We start from the raw sequence: 11760 nt of genomic DNA, 5'->3' as shown, positions 1-11760 counted from the left end.
CTTCTCCTTAAAAATTAATCTTTTAAGTTAGCTAATACCTCAGCTAATTTCTCTACAGCTTGCTTAGCATCATCTCCAGTAGCCGTCACTGTCACTTCTGTTCCTTTTTTTATTCCTAATGATAAAATTTTTAATAAAGATTTTGCTTTTACTTCTTTTCCATTTGCTGATAAAGTAACTTCTGAATTAAATGATTTTACCTCTTTTACAAATTCATTCGCTGGTCTTGTGTGCATTCCTGTTTCATTTGTTATTATTACTGTTTTACTCGCCATAATTACATACCTCCATATTTAATAATTTTATTTTTGTTTTGTGTTTTTTCAACACACTGTTCTATTTTAGTTTTATAAGTGCTATTATAATGTTTTTTGATTAATATAATAATAATATTTTTTTATAAAAAAGTCAAGTTTTTTTGAAAATAAATGAGCCTTTTTATTTAAAAAAATATTTTTTGTAGACAAATTTATTGTTTTTAAAGGTTTTTTTATGGTTTTTAAATTTTTATTTTTTTTTAAAATTTTTTTCTTGATTGACATAGAAAAATATTTAAGATAAAATATTTGTATAGAATCTGAGGTGAGAATTTTGAAAAAAAACAATAATCTATTAAGTAAAGAAAGATTTGAAATAATCAAACCTTTTTTAGATAAAGAAAAAAATCTAATCGATGTAAGTCGTGAATCATTAGTTCCATATAGTACTTTAAAAAGATGGGTTAGCGCATATAAAAAAGATGGTATAATGGGATTAGAAAGAACTGTAAGAAAAGACAAAAATAGTTTTAGAAGTGTAGATAAAGAAATTTTAGATTACTTAGCTTTTTTATATCAAACTGAATCTAATTTAAAAATTTTAGATGCACATAAAAAACTAAATAAATTTTTAAAAAGTTTAGGTAAAAAAGAAATAAGTTATGATACCGTTTACCGTATTATAAATAATTTAGATCCTTTTGTAAAAAAATATGCTTCTAAAGATATAAAGTCTAAATATTCAAATCAAATTTTTGAATTTTATTCAAAACAATTAGATATCGATATCTATGATTGTTTGTCTAATAACTATAAAAAGCCTTTTTTACATATTATATTTGATAATTATTCAAAAGCAATTTGTAGTTATTATTTAACTTTCGAAGAAGCTAAATTCAATGATGCTCTATCATTACTTCGTTCAGCTATTTTAGCAAATGAATCAAATTCTTTTTTAATATACGGAAAACCCGAAGAATATATTTTAAATAATTTTAAAATACAACACAGAGAATTGATAGAAACTATAAAAAAAGATTTAAAAATTGATATCAATTTTATCACTTCACAAGAAGAAAAAATGAAAAAATTTTTTCAAGATTTAAATAATATCTTTTTAAAAGATTTAAAATTAAATAGTAAAGAAGAAATAACTTTTTTAAAATTTGATATAATAATAAAAAAATATATAAATGAAATTTATAATTTTAATAAAAGTGAAAAATGGGAAAAAAATTTAGAAAGAATAGAAATCATTACAAAAAAAGATTATTTAAATGCTCTTCTTCAGCCAATTGAAAGCACTAGAAAAATCAATAATGGTATAATTAGATATCAAACTTATATTTATAAACATAAGTTATTAAACTTATACACCGGAGAAAATGCAAATATTATAATCAACCCATTTGATCTTAGTAAAATAAAGATTTTTATTGAAAACATATATATATGTGATGCAGAATGTGAAGATTTAATTAATATTAAACCAACTATTTACCAACTTAAATATCTTGGAGATAATTAATGAAAAATTATAAATTTTTTCAAAATAAAAATTGTGAATATTTCCCTTGTCATAAAGATGTCGCACAAGAAAACTTTAATTGTTTATTTTGCTTTTGTCCTTTATATTTACTTGATAAAAAATGTGGTGGAAATTATAAATATATTAATAACATAAAAGATTGTAGCAACTGTAATGTCCCACATATAAAAGGAAATTATGATTTGATTTTGAACATATTAAAAAGAGAGGTTTTTTAAAAAACTCTCTTTTTAATATGTTCAAAATAGTTTATATTCTTTAGAGATAGCAATATATGCTTTTACTCCGTTAATTAATATCTCTTCATCAAAATTGAATTTACAATTATGTAATGGTTTGTCATAACCCTTTTCTTTATTTTCAGTACCTAAAAAGAAAAATTGTCCTGGAATAGTTTCTTGATAATATGCAAAATCTTCTGCAAGCATTATAGCTCTTATTTCTTCATACTTTAAGTCACTATTTTTAATAGCATTATGAAATCTACTATATAAATTTTTATCATTAATAACTGCTGGATAAAGGGGCCTTAAATCAGTTTTTATTTCTATTTCAAAAGCTTTTTCAAATCCTTTATTAATTTCAGAAATTCTATTTTTTATAATTTCAAATACTTCTTTATTAAAAAATCTCATCGTCCCTTCTATTCTGGTATGTTCTGCTATTATATTTCTTGCTGTTCCACCTTCTATTTTACCAAATGTAAGTACAGCATTTTCCATAGGAGAAATATTTCTAGAAATAATACTTTGATATGCTTCAATAAGTTTTGAGGTTATTATAATAGTATCTATGGCAGTATGTGGCATAGCACCATGCCCACCTTTTCCATATATATCTATATCTATTTCAGCTGTAGCAGACATAAATTCTCCAGATTTTGATGCTATTACTCCTTCTTTTATATTTGGAAATAAATGAAGTCCAAATATTCCTTCTACATTATATTTATCAAAAATTCCTGTTTCTACAATATTTTTTGCTCCTCCAGGCCCTTCTTCTGCAGGTTGAAATATTAATAAAATATTTTTTTTAAATTCTTTTATACTGGATAAATATTTAGCAAATCCCAGCATAATAGACATATGCCCATCATGACCACATGCATGCATTTTCCCTTTGTGAATACTCTTAAATTCTATATTATTTTCTTCTTCAATATTTAATGCATCTATATCTGTCCTAAATGCTATTGTTGTATCTTCTTTACCTTTTATAAATACATATAATCCTGTTTCGCAAATCTCTTTTACTTCAAATCCATATGATTTTAATGTATTTTTTAAATATTCAGATGTTTTAAATTCTTCAAAACCTGTTTCTGGTATGGTATGTAATTTTCTTCTATGATTTTTTACCTCATTTTTTATTTCTTCAAGCATTCATACTCCCCCTTATTTTGCTTTTTATAATATTAAAAAAATAATAACATATTTTATCTTTTTATACAAATAATTTAGCATTACAAACTTATATGAAAAAAATAAAAGAGTGTATTGTTATACACTCTTTTATTTTCAAAAGCTTTTTTTAAGTAGTTTTATTTTAATAAAGCTATTTAAAAGAAGTTTTTATTTTGATATTGCATCTACCGGACATTTTTTTACGCATAAACCACAACTAACGCATTTTCCAGTTATTTTATAAGCTATTTCTGTTTTTTCAATAGCTTCTTTTGGGCATATTTTTTGACAAAATCCACATTCAATACATGTATGTTCATCTATTATATACATATTTACCTCCTATGCCACTTTTTTATTTGATTTTTTTAATTTTAATTCATTTATTAATCCTGTACTATATCCCATTGGACAAACTTGACACCAACTTCTTGGCTTAAACATTAAACCTAATAATACACTTATTATTGACGATGCTAACATAAATCTAAATATTGCAAATCCAATTTTTTTAGGATTTCCGCCTGAATGATACATAGAAAAACTAAGCATACCAATCATAATAAATAGTATCATATTTTTAAACCATTTTTTTCTCATAAATTTTGGTGTATTATTGTTTAATGAGAATTCTCCTAAGAATTTTCCTAAAAATGATCCTCTTGGACAATAGTGTGAACAATGAATCTTTCCATGTCCTTTAAAAGCATGAAATAACGGAATTGTCATACAAGCTAACCCTAGCAATCCAAAATGATAGTCAACTATTCCTAATGCAAAAAATGCAAAAATTAATACCCAACTCCACTCCTGATGATTCTTTTTCTTTAATAATTTCTGCCTCATATCTACCTCCTAAAACATATTATATTTTTTTAATATGTTTTATATTATATTAGTTTTTTATAATATGTCAAGTTTAATTTAATTATTTTTTTATATTGTTAACTATGCTTACACATCGTTCGATAAATATTCATTTTTTCGATTTTAGAATTTTTAAATGTATAAACATCAAAAAATATTTGCATTTTCCCTTTCAATATAATATAATTAATTTAAATTTGTAATAATTACAATTTTAGATAATAAATTTTTTTTGTTTAAAGGATTCATTAAAAATAATTATTAAATTACTTATGAAATTAAATTTTCTATAAATAATAAAGGGGGAAACAATATGAAATTAGGAATGATTGGACTTGGAAAAATGGGAAGTAATATGGCTAAAAGATTAATTAATTTTAATCATGAAGTAGTTGTTTATGATGTAAATATCGATAATGTAAATTCTCTTAAAAAGTATGGTGCTATTGCAAGTAATTCTATTGAAGAATTAATAAACTTATTACCCGAACAAAAAATTATATGGGTAATGGTTCCTGCCGGTGAAATTACTGAAAATCTTATTAATAAATTATCAAACTTATTAAGTAAAAATGATATTATCATCGACGGAGGTAATTCTAATTATAAAGAAAGCGAAAGAAGAGCAAGCTTTTTAAAAGAAAAAAAAATTGAATTTGTTGATGTAGGTACAAGTGGTGGAATATGGGGATTAACCGAAGGATATTGTCTTATGGTCGGTGGAAAAAAAGAAGTTTTTGAAAAAACAGAACCTCTTTATAGATCTTTAGCTCCAGAAAATGGTTATATCTATACTGGTCCTAGTGGTTCTGGACATTTTGTTAAAATGGTTCATAACGGAATAGAATACGGAATGATGCAAGCTTATGCTGAAGGCTTTGAATTATTACATTCGAAAAAAGAATATGATTTAGATCTGCATGAAATATCTAAAGTGTGGGATCACGGAAGTGTAATTCGTTCTTGGTTGCTTCAGCTTATTTCAAATATTTTCGAAGATAAAGATTATATAAAAGATATTAGAGGATATGTCCCTGATTCTGGAGAAGGTAGATGGACTGTAGAAGAAGCTATTTCACAAAGTGTTTCTATGCCTGTTATTACTTTATCTTTAATGCAAAGATTTCGTTCAAGAAAAGAAGAAACTTTCTCTGATAAAGTTCTTGCTGCACTTAGAAATCAATTTGGTGGACACGAAATTAAAAAGGGGGATAAGTAATGAAAATAGAAGATATTTGTGAGCTTGATGTAAAATTTAAAGTAGATGATTTTATATTAATTATATTCGGTGGTGCTGGTGATTTAACAAAAAGAAAGTTAATTCCATCTATTTACAACTTATTTTCTCATAACTTCTTAAATTCTAACTTTAAAATAATTGGTTTTGGTCATCCTTATAGAAAAGGTTCTTACCATGATTTTATAAGAGAATCGATTGATGAATTTGTTAATGATAAATCAGATAATATAGATGAATTTATTAACCATTTTGATTTTATAACAGCCGAATTTGACGATAATAAAGCTTTTTTAAAAATGATAAATAATATAAACAAAGAAATTCATGAACATATAATTTTTTATTTTGCTACACCTCCATTTTTTTCAAAAATGATTATTAAAAATATTGGTGAAAACAAAGATAAATTTAATGATTTTAAAAAAACAAGAGTTGTAATGGAAAAACCTTTTGGTGAAAGTAAAGAATCTGCAAAAAATTTAAATAGTCTTTTACACAACTATTTTGAAGAAACACAAATATATAGAATAGATCATTATTTAGGAAAAGAAACAGTACAAAATATATTATTTTTTAGATTTAGTAACATTATTTTAGAACCTATTTGGAATAGAAATTATATTGACCATATACAAATAACAGTTTCTGAAAGTATTGGAATAGAAGGTAGAGGTCGTTTCTACGAAAAATCAGGAATAATTAAAGATTTTGTTCAAAATCATATTATGCAGTTAATATCATTAATCTCAATGGAACCCCCAGCAGATTTTAATGCAAATTCTATAAGAGATGAGAAAGTTAAAATTTTAAAATCTATACGTAAAATGGATGAAAAATATATAAAAGATAATATAATTCTTGGGCAATACTCAAATAATGAAAATATTGCGGGATATAGAGAAGAAGAAAATGTAGATCCTAATTCTAAAACACCGACTTTTTTTGCAGGAAAATTTTATATAGATAATTGGCGTTGGGCTGATGTACCTTTTTATATTCGAACTGGAAAAAGACTCCCTGAAAAAAGTACTGAAATTTATATAAAATTTAAAGAACCACCTTTAAAACTAATTAATGACCATTGTAATTTTTATGATTCGAATTCTATAATATTTAAAATTCAACCAAATGAAGAAATCTGTATGAATATAAATATCAAAAAACCTGGTATTGGAAATGTAGTTCATTCTACTTTTATGAATTTTAACTATAAAGAAATTTTTGAAATTAATAAGTTAACTGAGTATGAACGTTTATTAATTGACTGTATAGACTCTGATCTTACTCTTTTTGCTAGACAAGATGAAATAGAAGAGATGTGGGAAATTGTAGATCCACTTTTACATTTATGGGCAGAAAATAAATTACTACCTAAACAATATCCGGCTGGTAGTTGGGGACCTTTTGATTCTATAAAAATTATTGAAAAAGACAATAGACATTGGAGGAAATAAAATGAATAAAATAAATATAGGACAGGATTTAAATAATTTATCTCAAAAATTAGTGAATTATTTTTTTAAAATTTATCTTAATAAGCCTTTACTTAATATTGCTCTATCAGGAGGTAATACTCCAAAAAAATTTTTCCAATTACTTTCTGAAAAAAAAGAAATTAATTGGAATAATATAAATATCTTTATTGTAGATGATAGACATGTGTCCCTTGATTCAAATGATAGTAATTATAATCTAATAAAATCTTCCCTCATAGATCATATTAATATTCCAAAAGAAAATTTTCATTTTATTCCATATCTAAAAACATTAGAAGAAAGTAAAGAATTTTATGAAAATGATATAGTTAAATTTTTTAACTTATCAGAAAATGAATATCCTAATTTTGATTTTATATTATTAGGTATAGGAAATGATGGGCACACAGCTTCATTATTCCCTGAAAATTTTAATCAAAATAGTATAGAAATAACTACAGTAGCTAAAAATATAAATAGAATAAATTATGATAGAGTCTCTTTAGATCTTCAAACTCTAAATAATAGCAATTACATTGTATTTTTAGTATCTGGAAAAAATAAAAAAGAAATACTACAGAAAGTTTTAAAAAAAGATAAAAAATATCCCGCGAGTTATATAAAAGCTAAAAAAGAGTTAATTTTCTTTGTGGATAATGCAGCATACTAAAAGGTATAAAACATTTTGAGAACTAGTACATTTATTAGTTCTCTTTTTAAATTTATAAAATTTATAAAAATTTTCAAAAAATAGAAAAACCCTCTTCTTAAACGAAAAGGGTTTAGAGAGATGGTAAACTGCGTTTCCGCAATTTGTTTGCAGCAATAAAATTATAATATATATTTCCTTTGTTGTCAAGAAATATTAAAAGATATTTTCTTTTAAAAAGTTTGTTTTTCGTATATTTTTTTCAAAAAAAATATTTTTTATTTCAAATGAGAAACATCAGATAACAATTTTATTTCAAAATCATTATTATAACTAAATATAGATAAACTTGTATTTTCTATACTATCACCGTTCCAAAACTCTTTTAATTCATATTTATTAATAATATTTATAAAAGCTTGTATTGTTACTTCGTGACTTACTACTAATATTTGTTGATTTTTATGTTTTTTTACAATTTCTTCAAGAAAATTTCTACATCTTTCTAATAATTGTTGAAATGTTTCCCCTTGATAAATAATAGGATTGTAATTTTGAGGATTATTATAATGATCGTCCCATTCTTTACTATATTTTTTTTTAATTTCATCTATTTTAAGTCCTTCAGCTATCCCAAATCCCATTTCTTTTAATTCATCACGTAAAATAATCTCTTGTTTTTTATAATTACTCTCTCCCAAGATATTTTTTGTTGTTTCTACTGCTCTTGATATTGGTGATGAGTATATTGCGTCAAACTTTATATCTTTTAAACGTTTCCCTAACAATTTTGCTTGTTCTATCCCTTCTTTTGTTAATTTTGATTCATGTTGACCTTGTATTATTCCTTTTTCATTCCAGTCAGTTCTCCCATGTCTTACTAAATAAATTTCTAACATTTATTTCCCCCTTAGTTAAATCTTAATAATTTTTTACTAAATTTTAATTTAAAAATATTATATATGAAAACATTTATTTTTTCAAGAAATTTTAAAATAATTTTATTTTTGTAATAATTACATTTTTACTTGCTAAATTTTTTTTAGCAAAAAAACTTACTTGATTTTATTATTTTTAAATGTTAACCTGTTTATGAGGTGATAATATGTTTTTTATAGGATTTTTTGCTGGAATACTTACTACTTTTCTAATTATAACTATTTTTTTTATTGTTTTAAATGTTTTTTATAAAAATAAAGAAAAAGTGGAAATATATGATAGAGTAAACGTTAATGATGATAAAATAAACAAAATAATTAAAGACGCTAAAAAAAATATGATATTTAATAAAAATTTTAATTTAAAACAAAATTTATTTTATTTTAAAGATAATATATTTGAACTTATAAATAAAATTTCAAAAGAGTATTTTCCCTCTTCACAATATCACTTATATGAACTTACTTTAGAAGAATTTTTATATCTTAATATTCATATTTCAGAAAAATTAATAAAATTATTAGATACTCCTACATTTAAATTATTAAAAAAAGTTAGAATTTCTCAAATATTATACTTGAATGATAGTAAAAATAAGTTTTTAGAAATTCCGTTAATAAAAAAAGCTAATAAACATAAATTAATTAATAAATTGCAAAAAACTTGGATGACTTTAAATATAGCAAATCCTAGGTACTGGACATTTAGAATTTTAAGAAAAACAACTATACTTTCATTATTAAGGTTTTTAGCGTATAAATCAATTAGTATAGTAGGAGAAGAAGCCAATAATATTTATTCCAAAAATTTTAAAAATACATCTTTTAACTTAAAAACTAAGAATGAAAACCAGTAAAACCAAAAAATATCATAGATATTAAACTAATAACCAGGGTATATATAAGCTCTGGTTTTATTAATTTTGATTTATAATCAATATAATCATATAAATTTTGTATTACATAAAGTGAAACTCCTATAAAAAATGTATTCAAAATAGCATATATTATAAGTGCTAAAAAAGTATACTCTTTTATAGTTAAATATAAAAATATTGTGTAAAGTAGAATAATATTTTTATATTCACTCTTATTTTTAAATAAAATTTCATACACCATTGTAGCTATTAAACTTATTACTAATATATTTATAGCAAAAGAGTTAATCTTAAATAACTTTACTATCCCATAGCTAACAACATTTGCGAGTAATATATTTATAAAAAAAATTTTTAAGAATTCTTTTATATTTTTTATTTTAGAAAATATTTCTATCCCCACAAAATATTTAAATATAAAGTTATTAAGTAAAAGTCCTATTAAAAATAATTTTATCGTTAAAACTATCATAAACTATCACCTTTTGAATTCATAAATATAAAAATAAATACAAGTAAAAATAATCCTCCTGCACTGTAAGTTAAAACTAGTGAACCCTCAAATTTTGTTAAAATTGTTTTATTAAAAATTTTACCGTATGAAAAAAATTCTCTTATAATTCCTAAAAATAAAAATAAAAATATATTTTTTATAAAATATTTTATCTCTAATTTATTTATATATTCCAAAGCTAAAATAACTGTAAAATATAATATTGCCATATATTTTGCATCTATATACCAACTAAAATTCATATAATCTAAAAAAAGATAAATAAAACTAATCAATATAGATACTGCTATAAATATATAACTTTTTGTAATATATTTTTTTATAAAATAACTATATATAAACACTATTAAAAATAAAAATAAACTAAGGATAGCTGCAAAACTATTTACAGTTCCAACTGCAAGAACAGCTATCGGATAAATAAATATTGTATCCAAATCATTTCCTCCTTTTTCATCTTAAAACTTTTAAAAATCTATCGGTTCTAAATCTAAAAAATCTACATCCTCCATTTCTAAAGAATTTTTTCCTATTAATTCATCATAACTTTCAAGTACTTTTATAATAGTTTTATAAGAATTTAAATATGTAAAGGTTGCTCCTGTCATTGCATCCACTTTTTTATTAAAAATATAACTAGAATCTCTGTTTATCCATAAATTTTTCCATTTTTTACTAGCTACATATGATCCTAAGCCTTCTGTTTCATTTTGAGAAAGTACTTCTAATCTTTTTATTCTTCCTTCTATATCCAAGGCTAATAAAAATTTAATCATATTTTCACTATAGCCCTTACTTTCAAAAATAGTTATGTATCCAACTATTTGATTTTCCAATTCTATTGGAACAAATGAATAATCTCCTTTTATCTCTATTTTATCAGAAGTTTTAGCATTTTCACCATAAATTTCTTTAATAAATTTTTGTTTTAAACGATTTTCTTTTTTTATTTTAATTTTTTCTATCATATTATCAGTTTTATTAATTATAATAACAGATGATATTACGACTATTATAATTAAAAAAATAGTTTTAATCTTTTTCATGTTTTTTTCTCCTCCAAAACTTCTAGATAAAGTATGTTTATTTATTGTTGGAACTAAAATATTAGCTAATAATATTGCAAAAGTAATCCCTTCTGGATTTGATGTAAAATCTCTAAAAACATATACAAATAAACCTATAACAATTCCATATATAATAAGTCCATTATGAGTATATGGTGAAGATACCATATCAGTAGCCATATATACACTTGCAAATATTACTCCGCCAAGAAATAAATACATAATATCTCTTCCTGAAATAACATATAAAATTCCTAACGTTCCTAAAATTGATATAGGAGTTCTTAACTTAATATGCCCTTTATATTTCAAATAAATCATTCCTAATATTATTGCTAAAATTGATACTTCTCCAATAGATGTAATTCTTTTACTACTTCCTATTAAAATATCTTTATAAAAACCTAATTTACCATTAAAAAATGTAAATATTGTTTCACTGCCTATATATTTCAATTGTGGAATAATAGAAGCACCTACTGTAGTATCAATATAATTATAACTATATTGTGGATAAGATATCATAATATATAATCTACCTAAAAGGGCTGGATTAAAAGGATTATTACCTACGCCTCCAAATATCATTTTCCCTATAAATATTGAAAATACACTTCCATAAATAACCACATGATATGGAATACTTATAGGTAAAGTAAAACAAAATAACATAGCTGTAACTATACTACTTCCATCAAATACTTGATTTTTAAGTTTAAAACTTTTTGTAATTAAAAATTCTGTAAATAAAGACGTAATAATTGAGATTAGTAATATATATATAACTTTAACTCCATAGATATAAATAGCTGCTGTTAACACTGGTAAAAGTGCAATAACTACATCGTACATTGTTGATTCCATTGTATAATTTGTACGAATAAATGGAGCAATTGATTTTATATTATTTTTCATTGTTCCCC

The 11760-nt window shown here is 23.1% G+C and carries 14 protein-coding genes; 6 read left to right on the top strand and 8 right to left on the bottom strand.

Going from position 1 to position 11760, the window contains the following annotated elements; translation table 11 throughout:
- Nucleotides 1-14: 14 nt before the first annotated feature.
- Nucleotides 15-275, bottom strand: coding sequence for an HPr family phosphocarrier protein (locus tag EV215_RS01200; RefSeq protein ID WP_134112078.1), 261 nt, complete (start codon nucleotides 273-275; stop codon nucleotides 15-17).
- Between the two features lie 316 nt (nucleotides 276-591).
- Here EV215_RS01200 and EV215_RS01195 point away from each other — a divergent pair, with 316 nt between their 5' ends.
- Together EV215_RS01195 and EV215_RS01190 are read left to right on the top strand one after the other, a co-directional pair.
- Entirely contained in the window at nucleotides 592-1785 is a 1194-nt protein-coding gene (locus EV215_RS01195; RefSeq protein ID WP_134112076.1) for a Mu transposase C-terminal domain-containing protein, read from the top strand.
- On the top strand, nucleotides 1785-2024 hold the full coding sequence (locus EV215_RS01190) for a cysteine-rich small domain-containing protein (protein WP_134112074.1): 240 nt from the start codon (nucleotides 1785-1787) through the stop codon (nucleotides 2022-2024). The genes EV215_RS01195 and EV215_RS01190 overlap by 1 nt, the downstream gene beginning before the upstream one ends.
- 21 nt (nucleotides 2025-2045) lie before the next feature.
- Here EV215_RS01190 and EV215_RS01185 read toward each other — a convergent pair whose 3' ends face one another.
- The 3 genes from EV215_RS01185 to EV215_RS01175 all read right to left on the bottom strand — a co-directional run bounded on the left by EV215_RS01185 (nucleotide 2046) and on the right by EV215_RS01175 (nucleotide 4055).
- Nucleotides 2046-3188, bottom strand: coding sequence for a M20 metallopeptidase family protein (locus EV215_RS01185; protein WP_134112072.1), 1143 nt, complete (start codon nucleotides 3186-3188; stop codon nucleotides 2046-2048).
- Nucleotides 3189-3377: 189 nt separating this feature from the next.
- Nucleotides 3378-3542: a 4Fe-4S binding protein gene (locus EV215_RS01180; protein WP_134112071.1), complete on the bottom strand. Its 165-nt coding sequence runs from the start codon at nucleotides 3540-3542 to the stop codon at nucleotides 3378-3380.
- A gap of 9 nt (nucleotides 3543-3551) precedes the next feature.
- Nucleotides 3552-4055 carry a 4Fe-4S binding protein gene (locus tag EV215_RS01175; RefSeq protein ID WP_134112069.1) on the bottom strand — a complete coding sequence of 168 codons (504 nt, stop codon included), beginning with the start codon at nucleotides 4053-4055 and terminating at the stop codon, nucleotides 3552-3554.
- Nucleotides 4056-4389: 334 nt separating this feature from the next.
- Here EV215_RS01175 and gnd point away from each other — a divergent pair, with 334 nt between their 5' ends.
- From gnd to pgl, 3 genes are read left to right on the top strand one after another with little or no spacing between them, the layout of a single operon-like run.
- On the top strand, nucleotides 4390-5295 hold the full coding sequence (gnd, locus tag EV215_RS01170; protein ID WP_134112067.1) for a phosphogluconate dehydrogenase (NAD(+)-dependent, decarboxylating): 906 nt from the start codon (nucleotides 4390-4392) through the stop codon (nucleotides 5293-5295).
- Nucleotides 5295-6770, top strand: a complete 1476-nt coding sequence (zwf, locus tag EV215_RS01165; protein WP_134112065.1) for a glucose-6-phosphate dehydrogenase — start codon at nucleotides 5295-5297, stop codon at nucleotides 6768-6770. Before gnd ends, zwf begins: the two co-directional genes overlap by 1 nt.
- A 1-nt stretch (nucleotide 6771) precedes the next feature.
- Entirely contained in the window at nucleotides 6772-7461 is a 690-nt protein-coding gene (pgl, locus tag EV215_RS01160) for a 6-phosphogluconolactonase (RefSeq protein WP_134112064.1), read from the top strand.
- Between the two features lie 257 nt (nucleotides 7462-7718).
- On the opposite strand, the gene EV215_RS01155 is transcribed toward pgl, so the two are convergent.
- Complete coding sequence (locus EV215_RS01155; RefSeq protein ID WP_134112062.1) at nucleotides 7719-8339, bottom strand: histidine phosphatase family protein; 621 nt, start codon at nucleotides 8337-8339, stop codon at nucleotides 7719-7721.
- 206 nt (nucleotides 8340-8545) lie between these two features.
- On the opposite strand from EV215_RS01155, the gene EV215_RS01150 reads away from it, so the two are divergent.
- Nucleotides 8546-9235 (top strand): hypothetical protein, encoded by a 690-nt coding sequence (locus EV215_RS01150; RefSeq protein WP_134112060.1) that lies wholly within the window; start codon nucleotides 8546-8548, stop codon nucleotides 9233-9235.
- Here EV215_RS01150 and EV215_RS01145 read toward each other — a convergent pair.
- Genes EV215_RS01145 through EV215_RS01135 form a run of 3 tightly spaced genes read right to left on the bottom strand, consistent with a single transcriptional unit; the run spans nucleotide 9216 to nucleotide 11752 of the window.
- Nucleotides 9216-9728: a hypothetical protein gene (locus EV215_RS01145; RefSeq protein WP_134112058.1), complete on the bottom strand. Its 513-nt coding sequence runs from the start codon at nucleotides 9726-9728 to the stop codon at nucleotides 9216-9218. The genes EV215_RS01150 and EV215_RS01145 overlap by 20 nt on opposite strands.
- Nucleotides 9725-10207, bottom strand: a complete 483-nt coding sequence (locus tag EV215_RS01140; protein ID WP_134112057.1) for a hypothetical protein — start codon at nucleotides 10205-10207, stop codon at nucleotides 9725-9727. Before EV215_RS01140 ends, EV215_RS01145 begins: the two co-directional genes overlap by 4 nt.
- A gap of 30 nt (nucleotides 10208-10237) precedes the next feature.
- On the bottom strand, nucleotides 10238-11752 hold the full coding sequence (locus tag EV215_RS01135) for an RnfABCDGE type electron transport complex subunit D (protein WP_134112055.1): 1515 nt from the start codon (nucleotides 11750-11752) through the stop codon (nucleotides 10238-10240).
- Between the last annotated feature and the right edge of the window lie 8 nt (nucleotides 11753-11760).

It is taken from the genome of Hypnocyclicus thermotrophus (assembly GCF_004365575.1).
GTDB classification, from domain to species: Bacteria; Fusobacteriota; Fusobacteriia; order Fusobacteriales; family Fusobacteriaceae; genus Hypnocyclicus; species Hypnocyclicus thermotrophus.
This window is presented reverse-complemented; position numbering and strand designations above follow the sequence as displayed.